Annotated in this window: 19 protein-coding genes; 14 read left to right on the top strand and 5 right to left on the bottom strand. The window is 34.8% G+C overall.

The genetic code is table 11. The features are described from left to right. The first annotated feature begins 40 nt into the window (after positions 1-40). Positions 41-436, top strand: coding sequence for a DUF4183 domain-containing protein (locus tag HR057_RS13035; RefSeq protein WP_173731883.1), 396 nt, complete (start codon positions 41-43; stop codon positions 434-436). A gap of 104 nt (positions 437-540) precedes the next feature. On the opposite strand, the gene HR057_RS13030 is transcribed toward HR057_RS13035, so the two are convergent. Beyond that, entirely contained in the window at positions 541-936 is a 396-nt protein-coding gene (locus HR057_RS13030; RefSeq protein WP_173731882.1) for a DUF4183 domain-containing protein, read from the bottom strand. A 184-nt stretch (positions 937-1,120) separates the two neighbouring features. Here HR057_RS13030 and rfbA point away from each other — a divergent pair, with 184 nt between their 5' ends. The 4 genes from rfbA to rfbD are packed head-to-tail and all read left to right on the top strand — an operon-like array spanning position 1,121 to position 4,384. Beyond that, entirely contained in the window at positions 1,121-1,984 is an 864-nt protein-coding gene (gene rfbA, locus HR057_RS13025; protein ID WP_173731881.1) for a glucose-1-phosphate thymidylyltransferase RfbA, read from the top strand. Between the two features lie 9 nt (positions 1,985-1,993). Then, positions 1,994-2,536 (top strand): dTDP-4-dehydrorhamnose 3,5-epimerase, encoded by a 543-nt coding sequence (gene rfbC, locus HR057_RS13020; RefSeq protein ID WP_173731880.1) that lies wholly within the window; start codon positions 1,994-1,996, stop codon positions 2,534-2,536. Positions 2,537-2,549: 13 nt separating this feature from the next. Beyond that, on the top strand, positions 2,550-3,515 hold the full coding sequence (gene rfbB, locus HR057_RS13015; RefSeq protein ID WP_173731879.1) for a dTDP-glucose 4,6-dehydratase: 966 nt from the start codon (positions 2,550-2,552) through the stop codon (positions 3,513-3,515). Then, the gene (gene rfbD, locus HR057_RS13010) at positions 3,491-4,384 is read left to right on the top strand and encodes a dTDP-4-dehydrorhamnose reductase (RefSeq protein WP_329955884.1); all 894 of its coding nucleotides are present in this window, start codon (positions 3,491-3,493) and stop codon (positions 4,382-4,384) included. The genes rfbB and rfbD overlap by 25 nt, the downstream gene beginning before the upstream one ends. Before the next feature lie 43 nt (positions 4,385-4,427). On the opposite strand, the gene HR057_RS13005 is transcribed toward rfbD, so the two are convergent. Genes HR057_RS13005 through HR057_RS12995 form a run of 3 tightly spaced genes read right to left on the bottom strand, consistent with a single transcriptional unit; the run spans position 4,428 to position 7,049 of the window. Continuing rightward, on the bottom strand, positions 4,428-5,291 hold the full coding sequence (locus HR057_RS13005; RefSeq protein ID WP_173731878.1) for a glycosyltransferase family 2 protein: 864 nt from the start codon (positions 5,289-5,291) through the stop codon (positions 4,428-4,430). Further along, positions 5,272-5,934, bottom strand: a complete 663-nt coding sequence (locus HR057_RS13000; protein WP_173731877.1) for an acetyltransferase — start codon at positions 5,932-5,934, stop codon at positions 5,272-5,274. Before HR057_RS13000 ends, HR057_RS13005 begins: the two co-directional genes overlap by 20 nt. Beyond that, on the bottom strand, positions 5,931-7,049 hold the full coding sequence (locus HR057_RS12995) for a DegT/DnrJ/EryC1/StrS family aminotransferase (RefSeq protein WP_173731876.1): 1,119 nt from the start codon (positions 7,047-7,049) through the stop codon (positions 5,931-5,933). Before HR057_RS12995 ends, HR057_RS13000 begins: the two co-directional genes overlap by 4 nt. Before the next feature lie 225 nt (positions 7,050-7,274). On the opposite strand from HR057_RS12995, the gene HR057_RS12990 reads away from it, so the two are divergent. Continuing rightward, positions 7,275-8,804: a glycosyltransferase gene (locus HR057_RS12990; RefSeq protein ID WP_173731875.1), complete on the top strand. Its 1,530-nt coding sequence runs from the start codon at positions 7,275-7,277 to the stop codon at positions 8,802-8,804. Positions 8,805-8,988: 184 nt separating this feature from the next. After that, positions 8,989-9,630 carry a hypothetical protein gene (locus tag HR057_RS12985; protein WP_173731874.1) on the top strand — a complete coding sequence of 214 codons (642 nt, stop codon included), beginning with the start codon at positions 8,989-8,991 and terminating at the stop codon, positions 9,628-9,630. 12 nt (positions 9,631-9,642) lie between these two features. Here the strand turns inward: HR057_RS12985 and HR057_RS12980 are convergent, their stop codons facing one another. Beyond that, positions 9,643-9,876 carry a hypothetical protein gene (locus HR057_RS12980; RefSeq protein ID WP_173731873.1) on the bottom strand — a complete coding sequence of 78 codons (234 nt, stop codon included), beginning with the start codon at positions 9,874-9,876 and terminating at the stop codon, positions 9,643-9,645. 173 nt (positions 9,877-10,049) lie between these two features. On the opposite strand from HR057_RS12980, the gene HR057_RS12975 reads away from it, so the two are divergent. The 7 genes from HR057_RS12975 (at position 10,050) to HR057_RS12945 (ending at position 18,512) form a co-directional block, all read left to right on the top strand. After that, a complete protein-coding gene (locus HR057_RS12975; RefSeq protein WP_173731872.1) occupies positions 10,050-12,320 on the top strand; it encodes a DEAD/DEAH box helicase in 2,271 nt (756 codons plus the stop codon). 71 nt (positions 12,321-12,391) lie between these two features. Continuing rightward, positions 12,392-13,666: a ribonuclease H-like domain-containing protein gene (locus HR057_RS12970; RefSeq protein ID WP_173731871.1), complete on the top strand. Its 1,275-nt coding sequence runs from the start codon at positions 12,392-12,394 to the stop codon at positions 13,664-13,666. Between the two features lie 109 nt (positions 13,667-13,775). Then, positions 13,776-14,126 (top strand): CotD family spore coat protein, encoded by a 351-nt coding sequence (locus HR057_RS12965; protein WP_173731870.1) that lies wholly within the window; start codon positions 13,776-13,778, stop codon positions 14,124-14,126. A 201-nt stretch (positions 14,127-14,327) separates the two neighbouring features. After that, positions 14,328-14,642, top strand: a complete 315-nt coding sequence (gpsB, locus tag HR057_RS12960; protein ID WP_173731869.1) for a cell division regulator GpsB — start codon at positions 14,328-14,330, stop codon at positions 14,640-14,642. A 179-nt stretch (positions 14,643-14,821) separates the two neighbouring features. Beyond that, positions 14,822-15,967 carry a THUMP domain-containing class I SAM-dependent RNA methyltransferase gene (locus tag HR057_RS12955; protein ID WP_173731868.1) on the top strand — a complete coding sequence of 382 codons (1,146 nt, stop codon included), beginning with the start codon at positions 14,822-14,824 and terminating at the stop codon, positions 15,965-15,967. Between the two features lie 387 nt (positions 15,968-16,354). Next, positions 16,355-16,924: a VanZ family protein gene (locus HR057_RS12950; RefSeq protein ID WP_173731867.1), complete on the top strand. Its 570-nt coding sequence runs from the start codon at positions 16,355-16,357 to the stop codon at positions 16,922-16,924. 61 nt (positions 16,925-16,985) lie between these two features. Continuing rightward, positions 16,986-18,512: a carboxypeptidase M32 gene (locus HR057_RS12945; RefSeq protein WP_173731894.1), complete on the top strand. Its 1,527-nt coding sequence runs from the start codon at positions 16,986-16,988 to the stop codon at positions 18,510-18,512. Positions 18,513-18,543 lie beyond the last annotated feature (31 nt).

The raw sequence follows: 18,543 nt of genomic DNA, 5'->3' as shown, positions 1-18,543 counted from the left end.
GTAAATCATTTGAGAATCATATAAGGGGATGAATTTTAAAATGGCACTTAGAATCATTAAGCTTTTTGCCCAAGCAACTACAACCACAACAACAACTGCAAAACCAACTGTTCTAAAGTTCGTTTATGAAACTGTAGAACAGACTACTCCAGGAACCACATTAACAATAGATGCAGCTAGTTTTGAAACTGATAGCGGGGCAGCAGTCACAGAATTACCTGAACTTCCAACAGATAATAGCTATTTTACAGTAGAAATCAATGGTGCTCTACAAATGCAAGATTTACTTTCTTACACTCCTGGAGCTACTGGTGTAGGTAAACTTGAAATAGATGTTCCACTTGGATCGGATCCTATTGAAGCACAAACTCCAATTGTCTTGGAAGTAGTCATTTTTGATCCTGAATCTATATCTGATACAACGATTATCACTTAAATATAAATAATTACAGTAAAGTCAATTTTTCATCTTATCTTACTTAACATGATGAAAAATTGACTTTCTTTATATGCAGCACTTAGATGTTGCCACTATCTTTCTTAGTTTATTATTTTAATAAATTGTAATATAATAGGTACCCCTTTTACTGGTGGGTCAACAGAATGTAAAATAAGTTTTCCTTTTTCAATTGAATAGAGGACAGAGGGTTGTAAAACACCATTAATAAACAAATTAACATAAGAAATATCCTTAGGATCGATAATGCCAACTTTACCATAATCAGAAATTTCATCTTCATCCGTGTAAATCTTCTTTTTTCCATCCGAGACTGTATAATATTCATAAGTTTCAACTTTTAATGGTTTGTTTCTCCGCTTTTGATTTTCTTTTATAAATTCTACAAGCCAATACGGAGGACAAATTTGACCACGACAACGGTCACACAAAGTCTTACGATGATGTCTTCCATGTAAAAAAGAATTGCAATTCCTCATTTCACAACTTTCCTTTTATATTTCTAGTGTATTCCTTTTATTAACATATGTAGTGACTAGCTAGTTTGTTCGAGCTAGTCTTTTCCATTTATAATGAAAACTTTGCAGGTACTTTCTTTAATACCCTATCATACAATACTCAAGAAAATTCCTTTATTGAAATATAGTTACAGGAGGAAATTGAATGAAGGGAATCATTTTAGCAGGAGGGAGTGGAACGAGGCTTTATCCATTAACGAAATCTATATCAAAGCACTTGTTGCCGATTTATGATAAACCGATGATTTATTATCCTTTGTCAACCCTCATGTTAGCAGGTATTAAAGAAATTTTAATCATCTCAACTCCAGCGGATACACCACGATATAAAGAACTGCTTGGAGATGGAGAGGATTTTGGTATATCGATTAGCTATGCTATTCAGCCTTCTCCAGAAGGAATTGCTCAAGCATTCATTATTGGGGAACCATTCATTGGGAACGACAATGTTGCCTTAATTTTAGGTGATAACATTTTTTACGGGCAGCAATTTGAAAAGCTTCTTTGTGAAGTCGTAAACCTAAAAAAAGGTGCAACTATTTTTGGTTGTTATGTAAACGATCCGGAGAGATTTGGAGTGATCGATTTCTCTGAGGATGGCAAGGTGATTTCTATAGAAGAAAAACCTTTAAATCCGAAAACGAATTATGCAGTCACCGGGCTATATTTTTATGATAATCACGTTGTTGAAATAGCTAAAAGTATTAAACCTTCCTCAAGAGGTGAATTGGAAATTACAGATGTCAATAAAGTGTACCTTGAACGTGGGGAGTTGACCGTGAAAATTTTAGAAAATGGCAATGCTTGGATTGACACTGGAACCCATGAATCTTTGTATAAAGCAACTCAATTTATTAAAACGGTTGAAGAAGCTCAAAACATTAAAATTGCCTGTATTGAAGCAATCGCTTATCAAAAGGGATATATAACAAAAGATCAATTATATTGTTTGGCAAAACCGTTATTAAAAAATGATTATGGCCAATATTTATTGCGATTGATATCGTAGAGGTGGGAAATGAAAGTTAAAGAGACTATATTTGAAGGCGTATTTATTTTAGAACCCCATGTATTCCACGACAACCGGGGATTTTTTATGGAAAGCTATAACAAGAAATTATTAGAGGAGAATGGTATCAATATTGATTTTGTTCAAGATAATCATTCCTTTTCAAAAGATGCTGGTGTATTACGTGGATTGCATTACCAATTGGAACCAAAAGCACAAACTAAACTCGTTCGTGTGGGTATGGGGGCAATTTTCGATGTTATTGTTGATATACGAAAAAAATCAAAGACCTTTGGCAAGTGCTTTAGCATCATTTTAAGTGAAGAAAATAAGCGACAACTTTTAATTCCGAAAGGGTTTGCTCATGGATTTTGTACGCTTGTTCCAAATACAATTGTGATGTATAAAGTTGATAACTATTATGATCCTGAATATGATAGGGGTATCCGCTGGGATGACCCTGATCTCGGTATTGATTGGCCAGTTTCAATACCAATTTTGTCCGAAAAAGATAAAAAACTACCATTTTTAAAAAATATTGATGAAAGCTAACAGGTGAAGAAAAATGAACTTACTTGTTACAGGTGGAGCAGGTTTTATTGGAAGTAATTTTATCCATTACATGCTTCAGAAATATCCATCCTATCAAATTATTAATTATGACAAGTTGACGTACGCTGGTAATTTAGAAAATTTAGCCGACATTGCAAATAACAGCAATTATTTATTCGTAAAAGGAGATATTGTTAATCAAGAACTTATAGAATATATTGTAAAAACATATGAAATTGATGTAATTGTCAATTTTGCAGCAGAATCTCATGTTGATCGCAGTATAAGGAGTTCAACTGAGTTTGTAATTACTAATATTATCGGTACACAAACGCTATTAGATGTAGCAAAAAATCATTCAATACGCTTTATCCAAATTTCAACGGATGAAGTTTACGGCTCCCTTGGTCCTACCGGATTTTTTACCGAGCAAACTCCTTTATCTCCAAACAGTCCTTATTCAGCCAGTAAAGCTAGCGCTGATATGCTCGTTAGATCTTACCACAAAACATATGGCTTGAATACAAATATTACAAGATGCTCCAACAATTATGGTCCTTACCAATATCCAGAAAAATTAATACCATTAATGATTATTAACGCAATTTTAAGAAAACCATTGCCTGTCTATGGAAATGGAAAAAATATTCGCGACTGGCTGCACGTTCTTGATCATTGTGCTGCGATTGATTTGGTAATTCATAAAGGCAAGCCTGGAGAAATTTATAATATCGGTGGGAATAATGAAAGGACAAATCTAGAAATCGTTGAACTGATTGTGGAAAAACTAGGGGCGCCGAAAGATTTAATTACATTTGTTCCTGACCGATTGGGGCATGATTATCGATATGCGATAGACTCGAGAAAAATTCAAACTGAACTCGGTTGGGAGCCAAGTTACTCTTTTGAAGAAGGGATTAACGATACAATTTCATGGTACTTGGAACATGAAAAGTGGTGGAAAAAATTAATTCATTAAGGAGGGAAAATGCCATTTCAAAAGTACTCATCACTGGAGCAAATGGACAGCTTGGGTCAGATCTTAATCATGTTTTATCACGTTCAGGTTATGAAGTTGTCGGTATGGGGAAGACTGAACTAGACATTACGAATCAAGATAACATTAAATCGGCTGTTTTTTCAATAAAACCAGATATCATCATTCACAGTGCAGCTTATACAAAGGTAGATCAAGCGGAATTGGAACCTGATTTTGCTTATCTTATTAATGCTGTTGGCACGCGAAATACTGCAATTGCTGCTGAAAAAATAGGTGCAAAATTCATTTATATAAGTACGGACTATGTATTTGATGGAAAAGCTCAAACCCCGTATCATGAATATTCTCCAGTATCCCCGATAAATGTTTACGGAAGTTCCAAACTAGCCGGTGAAATGATGGTACGGGACTTTCACTCAAAGTTCTTTATTGTGCGAACTTCTTGGCTTTTTGGAAAATACGGCCATAATTTTGTAAAAACAATGTTAAAACTTTCGAAAGAAAAAGAGCATATAGCTGTTGTGAACGATCAAATTGGTTGTCCAACCTATACGGTTGATCTTTGTAAATGTATTATCCAGTTAATGGAAACAGATAAATATGGAATTTATCATGTTTCCAATACTGGAAGTTGTTCGTGGTTTGAATTTGCCAGAGAAGTTTTTGAACAAACAAACAGACCAATTACACTTACTCCATGTACTACTGAGGAATTTCCAAGGCAAGCAAAACGGCCAAAATATTCAGTCCTCGACCATATGGGACTTCGTATTAACAATTTTGATGCGATGCCTCATTGGAAAGATGCGGTTACACGGTTTTTAATTCAAATGAACGAAGTAAACTAAGAACAGGGCATCTCTAAGCTTGAGCTTGGAGAATGCCCTGTATTTATTGAAGATTCTCAAGTATATTATCAATACGCTCGATATCTTTTTTAAATAGAGGATAGCCTATTACTCTATTTCGGTACGTTAAAAGTGCTGTTTTATATAAATCGTTTGTTTCAAGAAACCCGTCTTCTCTTGATGTAATGATGATATCTAACCATTGGCTGAAAGATTGGATTCCAAGTTTATTATTATTTTGATTCGGATGCAAGCGAAAAAAACTAAGTGCTTCTGGAATATAAACAGCTTTACCTTTGCTCAATAGAGATAGCCAAGATGCTACATCATTAATTAGTGAAAATTGCTTACCTTTATAAACACCAAAAGGTTCTGTTAAGTCTTTTTTTCTAAATAAAACAGTTGTTGGTTCGCCAATCACATTCAAACACTGGGTTAAAACAATGTTTCCGAGATTTTTTCCGTCTAAAATTCTCGTTTCCTTAAACAATCTCATTGTTGCACGGATTGGATTAATATAGTCTCCTTTTTCATTAATCGTTTGGCGATAAGATGTAACGAGGGTAATGTTGTCGAATTCATTAAAAAAATAAATCATTTTTTCGATTTTTTCTCTATGAAATAAGTCATCATCCATTAAGTAATTAATATATTCTCCTGTTGCCAAATTAAAGCATTTATGCCAGTTTTCAAGAAATAAGTTTCTTTCGTTTTTATAATATTTTATAAAACAATATTTTTCTAAATATGGAACAATCATTTCTTTTACTTCGTCATTTGTACTATCATCACAAATAATTATTTCAATGTTAGGGTATGTTTGCTCTAATACACTATTTAATGCGAGTTTAAGAGTATGGGGTCGGTTGAAAGCAGGAATGACAACACTAACTAACGGTTTTCCCATCCGTATCCCAACTTTCTAAGTACTTTTTAAACCTTGCTGGCACACCAGCATACAATGTATGTCCAGGTACATCTTCTTTAACAAAAGCGCCTCCTCCAATGACTGCCCACGGACCGATCGTAATTTTTTCGCGTATAGAGCTTCCGATGCCTACGTAAGCTCCTTCCATAATCGTAACATTTCCTGCTAAATTGACACCTGGGGAAATTGTAACGAAATTCTCAATTCGATCATCATGGCTTATGTTAACTCGACGGTTGATGATAACAAAATCTTTTATAATAACATTCGTTGTTATAATTGTTCCTTCACAAATGATTGTTCCAATGCCGATTTGATTTCTTTTTGAAATGTAAACAGAGGGATGTACTAATGGATCAGAAAATTCAAACCCATAATGTTTCGTTTTTTCAACAAATCGTTTTTTTAATTGTGGGCTGCCAACTCCAGCACATACAACTTTTACTTTATTCTGTAAATGAAGGATGTCTGGTAGATCTCCTAGAACTGGAATATCATCAATCACTTTTCCTTTAAATTCAGGCCGTTCATCTAGAAATCCTACAACCTCAATCCCGATTTGTTCACATAAATGAAGAACCTCCCGACCATGGCCACCGCAACCCCAAATAACAACTTTCATTTGAATGAAACCAACCTTCCTACAATTTTACGAACATCTTCTTCTGTCATTTCTTCCCATAAAGGTAAACTAATGATCTGTTTAGCAATTTGATTCGTTGCAGTCAAAGATGTTTGAGGATATTTACTAAAAAGCGGCTGCAGGTGGCAAGGAGGAGAAAAATACGTGCGTGCTTCGATTTGGTCGTTTTTAAGGAAAGTTATAATATCATGATTGTGTATATTTTTCGGACAAGTAAGCGGCATAAATTGATGAGGTATATCTCCTTCCGTTTTTTGTAACGTCCAGCCTTTTGAAAGTAAATCGTTTTGATGAAGCTGTTCTACATACCAAGAATAAATCTGCTTTCTCTTTTTTATTTTTTCCTCGAAAACATCTAAAGTAGATAAAGCGATCGCAGCTGTATACTCAGAAATTTTACCGTTCAAACCTAGAAGATTTGACGTTCTATCAGAGGAAAATCCAAAATTTTCAGCTTGTCGAATTTTAGTAATGAACTCTCGATTTCCACTATAGACTAAACCGCCTTCCCCGACACCGAATGATTTTGTTGCGTGAAAACTATAGACGACGAAACCGGGAAAACTCTTTCCAAAATGTCCTTGTTTTCCTCTCACACCAAAGCTTGCTGCTGCATCTATGACAACCGGAATATCTGATTTATGGAGTTGTTGATAAAAGGTAAGATCAAGATAAGTGCCAAAAGTAGCATACGGGATAACTACAGCAACATCATTACCTAATTTTTTTATCGTATCTTCTAGTAGCTCTTCATTCATACACCAATCGTTGGGACGAATATCAATAAAAAAAGGCTCCAATCCGCACCATAAGGCAGCAAGTGGTGTTGCAGCGAACGTAAAACTTGGCATTAAAGCATATTTTCCTTTTGGATTTTTGCATGCTGATATCGCCAATATTAAGCCAATTGTAGCGTTACTAACTGTTGCAGCATCGCCAATATTATCAAAATATTCTTCTAAAACTCGTTTTTCAAACCGTTTATTGAGCGGGCCAAAATTGCTATACATTCTTGATGTTTCGATCTCTTCTAAATAAGGTAGTAATGCTTCTTTTTTTACTAAGTTTGGCCGTAAAAATGGAATTTTTTTCATGATATAATAAAACGCCAACTCCTCTCATTATTAATGAAATCAGTAAAAGTTCAATAATAAATTTTCAAAACTCTGCCTATATAACTTATTCTTCATTCATGGCTAAGGTTACATTTGGCAAACTGCTTCCTATAGATAAAAATATTGAACTGTTTGAAGGCAGTAACATATTTATTCAATTCTCATATTTATAGAATGAGTTTTTGAAAGAGAGGGTCGAACGTGATGATTGCAAATCTAATACCATTGTTGACAGCACATATATTTATATCCAAATTAAAATCGTATGATGGAATTAAAGAGATGATTGAAAGACTTTATGAAAAAGGAATTATTGTGAAATTATACGGTCCGAAAGATCAATTAATAGATGCGCTGCCAAAGAAACCTCGTGTTTATGTATCGATTGGAAGCGACTGGAAAGAGTTTGAAAGTTTAAAAAGTCTGCCGCTTCATGAGAGGAAACGTTGGCTTCATTTTGAATCTCCAGAGGATGTACAACCGTTTAATTTATTTTATTGTTGGCTGAAAGTAACAGATCCACTTCCTGAAAATCGTACGATTCCTGAGACAAAATTTACTTCAGATACACCGCTAGTATCTGTTTTTACTGCAAGCTATCGATCAAAAGATAAAATTTTACGCCCTTATCGTTCTTTATTAAATCAAACATATCCGAATTGGGAATGGGTGATCGTCGACGATTCTGGTGACGACGATGAGACTTATAAAAACTTTTTGCGAACGCTTGATGATCCACGTGTTCGAAGATATCGACAAGATTCGCGCAATGGGTATATTGGATCAATCAAACGTTATGCAGCTGGACTTTGCACAGGGGAAATTTTAGTTGAAGTTGATCATGATGATGAATTAATGCCGGATTGTCTAGAAAAAATTGTAAATGCATTTAAAGAGCATCCGGAATGCGGTTTTGCATATGGGGATTGTACGGAAGTTTATGCTGAAAACAACTTTGCGCATTGGTATGGGTGGGATTGCGGGTATGGATACAGCGTTCATTACCGAGTATGGATTCATAAAATGAATCGTTGGCAAAATGTCCAAAGACATACAACGATTAATGGCAACACCCTTCGCCATTTAGTTGGACTTCCAAACCATCCCCGTGCTTGGACGAGAGATTGTTACCATTTGGTCGGTGGGCACAGGGAAGAACTTTTAGTTGGAGACGATTATGATCTGCTGATTCGAACATTCCTCTGTACAAAATATGTCGCCATCCCTGAATTGCTTTATATACAATATCGCAATAAAGGGGGAGACAACTCTACGTTTCAAAGAAATAGGCAAATACAAATTCTTGTCAATGAATTAAAAAATTATTATCACAATAGAATATACGGAAAGATAAAAGGACTAGGAATGCCAGAGCTAGTTCCTTATAATCGCGTATGGCTTACCGATCCAGACGATCCTGCCCGTAAGACAGCCCATGTAATCAATGAAAATCCTTCAAAAGTTTCGATTCTTTTTCCTCTTCCATATTCCGCGTCAAATGTTGATTATACACAATTATACAAAACACTAGAAAAAGGTTTGAAGACAAACTTTAATGACATAGAAGTTGTCGTCGTCGGAAATGTTCCTTATTTTGTCGAACAATATGCAGCAAAAGCTCCTACGGGAGCTATTCGTTGGTGGCCGATGGAGCGGGATGATACTCTTGAATGTTGTATTGAATACGCCAAGTATTGTACTTCATGTAAAGAGAAAATTGTTGTTATGCCTTAGGGCGCCAATTTTAAATAATTGGCGTCTGCTCTGCGTAAATGTTGAAATGGAATGAACATTCAGGAAAGAAAAATATCAGCTCGGTTTCAAATGGACAATCAACCATTTTTCCTTGCTGCCTTAACAGAAAAGGACATGTAGGAATAGGATAAAATAGATTGAAATAGTGGGAGTCGTGGTTGAAATGGTTGATCTGAAAGAAAGGCTATTGAAAGAAAGTGCATGGGAGAGGCCTTTTCTTTTTTATATGAAAAATGGAAAATTGTTAAAATGCAGAGGAATTGATAAACGAAAAACATTTGTGACAATCTTTTTTGTTCTTAATAAAAAAGAAACAGAACAATCTGGTTGCATTACGTTGGAACCATTAGTGCCTGTGAAATATTGTAAACATACAATCCTTAAAACAACGGATTGCAAAGTAACAGTTCGTAAAGATAGTATTTTGGGCATACAATGTTTGCCTGATCCGAAAATAGCTGATGTAGTCATTGAACATCATCAATATAAGGAAAAATTAGTTGGAAAGTTTGCCATACCGAAAGGATTTTCAGAAACAATTGTTTGGAAATCAAATGATGATCATATGATTTATAATCTATTGGAATTAGTATATGACGAAGGTGATAAGGAATATTTGGAGGCAAATGTCCAATTGAAAAATGGAGTAACGAAAACATATAAACTATTGAAACAAGTACCTACCGGCATCAATATTACAGATGGAAAATCCGTTTCGATTATTAAAAGGGGTGCTAGTAAAAAAGCATCTGGAAGATTTACAGTTGAATATACGAGCGAAGCGATTACCATGGTACAATTATGACTTAGCACCGGTTTATTCACCGGTGCTTTCAAGTCTTTCCTCTTCTTCTTTTATATGAACAAGTAAATTTTTTCTAATGTAATATTGAAAATGATCGATAGGAAATACACCGCGGCTTTTCGAATTTTGCATTTGTACAACAACACTTTCCGGCGATACCTCTAATATTTTTAAACGATTAGCTTTATTTAAATTTGGTATAAAGTTGTCTTTAATTTCAAATTCCATATTATTATGTAATTGCATTACACAATCCTCCCGTTGCAGGTCTATTTACTATAATATGTTTATTAATAGATTATCCAATTATTTTTAAAAATATCCAATATATGGTACTTTGATTTGAAAACGAAATTTTCATTTACTATTCGAACGTTTATTCTCTAAAATAGAGATTGAAATGAATGGGAGTGAATGACATGTATGTACGAAAAAATCTTCAACAGATCATCGAGCAATTTCACAATGATGAACGGTTCTCTAAAAACATCGTTCATTGGCATACGATTCCCGAAAGGCAAGCAAAAACTGTCCCTTTTCCTGAATCAATAGATTCTAGACTTCAAGAAGCTTTAGAGAATAGGGGAATTCAGAAACTTTATACACACCAAAGAGAAGCATATGAAATGACTAGAAAAAATAAACATTTTGTTGCTGTAACACCGACGGCATCAGGTAAATCGCTTTGTTATAATCTGCCTGTACTTCAACAAATCATTACTGAGCCAGATAGCAGAGCGTTATATTTATTTCCTACAAAAGCACTTGCCTATGATCAGAAAAGTGAATTAACTGAATTGATCGATGTGCTTGGTATAAATATTAATAGCTATACATATGACGGAGATACACCTGCAAACATCCGTCAAAAAGTTCGTCAAGCAGGACAAATTGTTATAACGAATCCAGATATGCTCCATTCTGCAATATTACCTCATCACACAAAATGGGTGTCGCTTTTTGAAAATTTAAAGTATATCATCATTGATGAACTCCATATTTATAGAGGTGTTTTTGGAAGCCATGTCGCTAATGTTATCCGTCGATTGAAAAGAATTTGTAATTTTTATGGTAGTAAACCATTATTCATGTGTACATCAGCAACGATCGCGAACCCGAAAGAACTTGCGGAAAAATTAATTGGTGAAAAAGTGGAATTGATCGATAACAATGGTGCGCCTGCTGGAAAAAAACATTTTGTTTTTTATAATCCTCCAGTTGTCAATAAACCATTAAATATTAGAAGAAGTGCGACATTGGAAGTTCGAAATATCGCTAGTGAATTTTTAAAAAATAAAATTCAGACGATCGTTTTTGCTCGTAGTCGTGTGCGTGTTGAAATTCTATTAACATATTTGCAAGGGCTTATTGAAAAAGAATTGGGTCCAAAATCAATCCGTGGTTATCGTGGAGGTTATTTGCCAAAACAAAGGCGTGAAATTGAACATGGATTGCGCAATGGAGAAATATATGGTGTCGTTAGCACGAATGCGCTTGAATTAGGAGTTGATATTGGACAGCTGCAGGTTTGTATCATGACTGGTTATCCGGGGACAATCGCAAGTGCATGGCAGCAAGCAGGTCGTGCTGGTAGAAGACAAGGGGAAGCACTCGTGATTTTGGTCGCTTCTTCGACACCTCTTGACCAATATGTCGTTCAGCATCCAGAATACTTTTTTGAACGAAGTCCGGAAATTGCACGGATCAATCCTAATAATTTAATTATCCTTGTTGATCATTTAAAATGTGCCGCGTTTGAACTTCCATTTAAAAAAGGAGAAACGTTTGACGGAGTTGAACTCGAAGAAATTCTCGAATTTTTAACGGAGGAACAAGTACTCCATTTCAATAACGGCAAATGGTATTGGATGAATCAATCATTTCCAGCTCATAATATAAGTTTGCGTTCAGCATCACAAGAAAATGTTGTCATTATCGATCAAACTGACATAGCACATGTGAAAGTAATCGGAGAAATGGATCGTTTCAGTGCGATGACGCTTCTACATGAAGAGGCGATTTACTTGCATGAAGGAGTTCAATATCAGGTTGAGAAGTTGGATTGGGAAGAAAAAAAAGCATTTGTCCGTGAAGTTGATGTCGATTATTTTACTGATGCGAATTTAGCTGTTCAATTGCAAGTCCTTGATGTTGAAAAAGAGCGGAAAATGGAAATGGCTTCAATCGGCTTTGGGGAAGTATCGGTTCGGGCGATGGCAACAATTTTTAAAAAAATCAAGTTTGATACCCATGAAAATATTGGATCCGGTCCAATTCATTTGCCAGAAGAAGAGTTACATACGAATGCAGCTTGGATTTGTTTAGATGAGACAATTAAAAATTCAATTAGTGAACAAAAACTGGAGCAAGGACTTGTTGGCATTGCAAATCTTTTGCGCCACATCGCACCATTACATGTCATGTGCGATCCGTCCGACCTTCATGTAGTGCCACAAATTAAATCTGTACACTTAGAAAAACCGACAATCTTTCTATATGATCGGTATCCTGGCGGTATTGGTTTAAGTGAAAAGGTGTACGAGCTCATGGAAAAATTGCTTGAGGAAGCCAAAGAGATTCTAGCCAACTGCTCTTGTGAATCCGGTTGTCCATCATGCGTTGGTATGGATGTTATAGGGGAAGATACAAAAAATGTGACTGAAAAACTGTTGAAACTTTACAATAACTAAGCTTTGTAGATATCAACTTTTATAAAAAGCCTCAACTTATTACAGCGAGTTTTTAAAGCAAGGTGTATGAAATGACATTAAAAAATAAATTGAATCGATTTAAAAAACATATAGTTTCTAATGACCGGTCATCAAAAGAACAAGAAAAGCAAATGGATGATCAAACTATGTATCAAATCGACATTCCATATTTGGAAGAATGGAATGCTTTTGAAACAAAGCCCTTTTATTTTGACCATCAATTTTCTCTTATTCGTAAAGTTTCTTACCCATTGGATTACTTACATGGTTTGCATCGCTTTCGGGAGTTTTACGATGTAATCGAACTTTGGGAAGAAATGGCGATTGATCATCCATTGGCTTTTTCAGACGGGGAGCCTTCTAAGATGGTTTTCTTTGATACAGAAACAACAGGACTTGGTGGGGTTGGCAACATGATTTTTCTCATCGGTTACGCGAAAATTTTTGATGATCATGTCAGCGTAACACAGCATTTTTTACCAAATCCAAGTTGCGAGGTCGCCTTGTACCAGGGTTTTTTGACAGATGTCGGTGATTATCAAGCAATGAAACTTACGACCTATAATGGCAAATCGTTCGATTGGCCGCAAATTCAAACAAGACATACGCTCATTCGCGATGCAGTTCCTAAGTTACCTGCATTTGGTCATTTTGATTTGTTGCATGCGGCAAGACGGTTATGGAAACATAAGCTCCCATCGGTGCGCCTATCAATCGTTGAAAAAGAAGTATTAAACATTAACCGCATCAATGATGTTCATGGGTCTTTGGCTCCTCTCCTTTATTTTGATTTTTTAAAGGATCAAAATCCTAAAGGGATAAAAGGTGTATTTATTCATAATGAGATAGACGTGTTGTCTTTAATAAGCTTATATATTCATATTTCAAAAAAATTGTTAAATAAGTCGTTACTGAAACCAACAAATGAAGAAAAATATGAAATCGCCCGTTGGTTCGAATCACTCGGGCAAATAAAATTTGCTGAACATCTTTATGAAGAGCTTGTCTATCAAGACCATGTTCGTGACAATCAATTGTTTAAATCTCTTGCAAGCATCTATAAAAAGCAAAAACACTATGATAAGGCAGCAGAAATTTGGACAAAGTTGGTAGAAAATCAATTATATGCAGATGAAGAAGCGGCAACAGAGCTTTCTAAGTTGTATGAACATCATTGGAAAGATTTTGAAAGGGCGCTATACTATGCAAAAATTGCTTATCAAACATGGAAGGAAAAAAAGCGGATAAGGAAAACAGTAATAGTTAAGGACAAAGCAGCCTATCAAAAAAGAATAGCAAGACTTGAAGAAAAAATAAAAGGTTAAAAGAAAAGGGCGGCTAAAGGCTAAAAATTAGGTATATCCATTAGTACATGTACCCTTTGAATTTCATAATTTATTAGTGAACCTACTAGAAGAAAGGAGAATTGAAGATATGTATTTCCCTAGGCCAAAGATGTTAAGCCCTATTGTTCATCCGACAAAATGCTGCGATGTCCATGAAACAGAAGTATACCAAGTGCCGCATATCCATCCGACCCATACGACTGTCCATCATCATAAATTATTTGAACATGTGCATACATGTCCAAATACTGTTTCACATGTTTCAAATGTTGCTCATCAACATATTAACTGCTGTCCAGGACCGATGCCTTACCTAGGAGGGGGACCTGGAATGGCTCCTGGTATGATGGCACCTGGAATGGCTCCAGAAATGGGGATGATGTCTCCAGGAATGGCTCCTGGAATGGGAATGATGTGTCAACGCCCGTATTCATATTAAATTACTGACTTGCCGCTTTTAATTAGCGGCAAGTTAATACTTAAAAAAACATCTAACAGCACCGCCTCATTTACCGACTCAACTAGCAAGACAGACAATTGAAATTTGTTCTTGTATAAGGCGCTTCCATTGACAATTAATATATATTTTGGAAAAATAGAAGATAATAATATGTGGGGTATTGTGTAGAGGTGAATTTGTATGCTTTCCGATAAAGTGAAACTGACTGCCAAAGAAATATTGGAAAAAGATTTTAAAACTTCCATTAAAGGTTATAACAAGGATGAAGTTGATCAATTCCTTGATTTAATCATAAAAGATTACGAAACTTTTCATCAAGAAATCGAAAAGCTTCAGCAAGAAAATTTACGCTTAAGAAAACAGCTCGAAAATATACAAAATAAAGGGATGGAACCAGGAGCAACAAACATTGGCACCGGTAATACAAACTATGATATCTTAAAGCGGCTGTCAAATTTAGAAAAGCATGTGTTTGGCAGAAAGTTATTTGACTAATAGAATTTTAATTTTATACATATACTTTTTATTTAGGTATATAAAAGGAAATAATTAGTAATAGTAAGCTTTAAGCCTTTCTCATTTTTTGTTAGAGGAGGCTTTTTTCTTGGATTTCTAAATATGAAAAATTCATGGCATTTTATAATGAAGTAAGTTTATTGCATAGGAGTTTGAGCATGAATAAGATTACGTTAATAGCAACGGCTGCAATGGGAATTGAGGCATTAGTTGCAAAAGAAGTTAGAGATTTAGGTTATGAAAATGTCGTTGTAGATAATGGAAAAGTTACCTTTGAAGGGGATTTGTCAGCAATTTGCCGAGCTAATTTGTGGCTTCGAACAGCAGACCGAGTAAAAATAAAAGTCGGTGAATTTAAGGCAACAACCTTTGATGAACTGTTCGAAAAAACAAAAGCATTGCCGTGGGAACAATTTTTACATGAAGACGCACAATTTCCAGTGACAGGAAAGTCTGTTAAATCAAAACTATTTAGCGTGTCAGACTGTCAAGCAATTGTTAAAAAAGCAATTGTAGAAAGATTAAAAAAAATTTATCGACGTATTACTTGGTTTGAAGAAAAGGGACCGTTATACAAAATTGAAGTTGCTTTATTAAAAGATGTTGCAACGTTAACTATAGATACAAGTGGCATCGGTTTACATAAGCGAGGATACCGTGCTTACCAAGGTGAAGCACCTCTTAAAGAAACGTTAGCAGCAGCTCTTGTGCTATTAACAAACTGGAGTCCTGACCGTCCTTTTGTTGATCCATTTTGCGGCTCAGGAACTATACCGATTGAGGCAGCATTAATTGGACAAAATATCGCTCCAGGTTTTAACAGAGAATTTGTCTCACAAACATGGCATTGGCTTGATCAAAAATTTTGGGATGAAGCTTATCAAGAGGCAGAAGATTTAGCTAAATATGATCAACCTCTTGATATTACCGGTTCTGATATAAATCATAAAATGGTGGAAATTGCAAAAAAGAATGCTTTAGAAGCGGGACTTGGGGATGCTATTTGCTTTAAGCAGATGCAAGTAAAAGATTTTACGACGAAAAAAAATTACGGTGTAATTGTTGGGAATCCACCATATGGAGAACGTATAGGAGAAAAAAAAGAAGTTGAAAAAATGTATGAAGAAATGGGAAAAGTATTCGAGCCGTACGACACTTGGTCCGTATATATGTTAACGTCTCATCCTGATTTCGAAAAATTTTATGGGAAACAAGCCACAAAAAAAAGAAAGTTGTTCAATGGCTTTATACAAACGAATTATTTTCAATATTGGGGAAAACGCCCTCCTCGTAATAATTGTTGAGTGTTTTGGTCGAACAAGTAAATTTTAAAAAAGTATAAAAACAACAAGAATATCATGTGATAAATAATAAAACTGGCATTCCCTATAGGGTAATGCCAGTTCTTTATCATCATATAGTTAAAACGAAAAAACATAGATTATTTTAATCTAAACATATTTACATACGTATAAGCAAGAAAAGAAAAAAAGAAAAAAGATATTATCATGCCTATAATCGTAATGGCAATATCTTTGAAAATTAAAAGTAGGAAAGTGTTCATTGCAAGACCTCCGAGCATCCTTTTTAACAGTATTAACACTTTTATTAAAATTCATACCTATGATCAAAAAAACAATAAAAATTCGGTCGAAATTTTAAACGAATAATATTTAAAAGGGATGTCTATAGTGGAAGTGACGAACGTAATGGGTAGGTTAAAGATGAAAAAATTGTCCAATATTTTTCTGCCAATCATTTTATGGATGGCGATGATCTTTATTTTTTCAGATCAGCCTTATGATAGGCAAAATATAAAACCGGAATTAGAGATAGTTATTGATCATTTTAAAGAGGATGTTCATCCAACTGTTCTTTCTTTTTTATTATCGAAAATTACAATTTCTTATGCTGGAAAAGAAATCAATGTAAATACAGTTAGTGAAGCAGGCTTGATTGAATTTTTGATCCGTAAATTTAGTCATTTTTTCGCTTTTTTTGTTTTAGGTTTGTTAATATATCGGGGGTTTGTTTTATTCTTTCATTCAAGAAAACTTACCTATTTTATGGTATCTTTTATAATAGTTTCCATTTATGCAGCAACCGATGAATATCATCAAATGTATACTGAAAACAGAACGCCGCTTGTACAAGATGTCTTTTTAGATATGGCAGGGGGTCTTGCTGGAATTTTTTTTGCATTATTTTTTTATAAAAAAAGAGCTGAAGTTAAGAATAAAGTGACGCTGTCTTCTAAATAATTCCTACGAGCAATTAGGATGGAAATGAATGAAAAGTTTTATGAAAAAGGAAGTGTTACGCATGGAACAATCTTTAAAAAAAATTGAAGTTGAATTTTTAGAGTACTTAAAAAAGATGGCAGCATACAATGAAGCATTGTCGTTAATATTTTGGGATATGCGCACAGGTGCTCCTAAAAAAGGAATTGATCAGCGTTCAGAAGTAGTTGGCATTCTTTCACAAGAAGTCTTTCAAATGTCAATTTCAGAAAAAATGGCAGATTTTATTCAGGCATTAGAAAATGTGGATGGACTTTCTGAAATCACGAAAAAATCAGTTTTAGAATGTAAAAAAGAGTATGAGCGCAATACAAAAATTCCTAAAGAAGAATATAAAGAATATGTAATTTTACAGTCTAAAGCTGAATCTGTATGGGAGGAAGCAAAGGAAAAATCTGATTTTGAAATGTTTCGGCCATATTTGGAGAAACTTGTAGAATTCAATAAAAAATTCATCGGTTATTGGAGTTCCATCCAAAGCGCAACAAATGTAGGAAATAAATATGATCTACTTTTAGATATATATGAACCAGGTATTACTGTAAAACTTTTAGACGAAACGTTTGCAAAATTGCGTAAAAATATTGTACCACTAGTTCACAAAATTACTGAATCACCAAGTAAACCGAAAACTGACTTTTTATTTAAGCAATTTCCAAAAGAGAAACAAAGGGCTTTCAGTTTGCACGTATTAAAACATATGGGATATGATTTTGATGCTGGCAGGCTTGATGAGACCGTCCATCCATTTGCGATTACGTTAAACCGTGGCGATGTCAGGGTTACTACAAAATACGATGAATCTGACTTTAGAACAGCCGTATTTGGCACGATTCATGAGGGAGGCCATGCCCTTTATGAACAAAATATTTCGGAAGATCTCGTTGGAACACCGCTTTGTGATGGCACATCTATGGGAATCCATGAATCACAGTCATTGTTTTGGGAGAATTTTGTAGCAAGAGATTATCATTTTTGGGTTTACTTTTTTGATATTTTAAAGTCATATTCTACCGAACAATTTAGGGACGTTTCTATTTCAGATTTTTATCGAGGCATTAATGAAGCAAAGCCTTCCTTAATTAGAATCGAAGCTGATGAATTAACATATCCGCTTCATGTAATCGTCCGATATGAAATTGAAAAAGGGTTGTTTAACGATGAAATACATGTTAAAGATTTACCTGCTATCTGGAATGAAAAGATGGAAGAGTATTTAGGTGTTACTCCAAAAAATGATGGGGAAGGAGTATTGCAAGATGTTCATTGGGCTGGCGGTAGTTTCGGTTATTTTCCATCATATGCCCTAGGATACATTTATGCAGCACAATTTCGGGCAACAATGAGGAAGGAACTCACGAATTACGATGAGTTGTTGAAAACAGGAAATTTACTTCCAATCAAAGGATGGTTAAACAACAATATCCATCAATATGGTAAATTAAAGAAACCACTTGAAATTCTTAACGATGTAACAGGTGAAGGTTTAAACGCTGATTATTTAATTCAATATTTAGAAGAAAAATACAGAATGATCTATAATTTATAAAAAATAATCCCCTTGACCTAAATCAAGGGGA

It is taken from the genome of Calidifontibacillus erzurumensis, from assembly GCF_013303125.1.
In the GTDB taxonomy this organism is placed as follows: Bacteria; Bacillota; Bacilli; order Bacillales; family Bacillaceae_J; genus Calidifontibacillus; species Calidifontibacillus erzurumensis.
The sequence above is the reverse complement of the archived record's forward strand: the minus strand, read 5'-3'. Positions and strand labels throughout refer to the sequence as shown.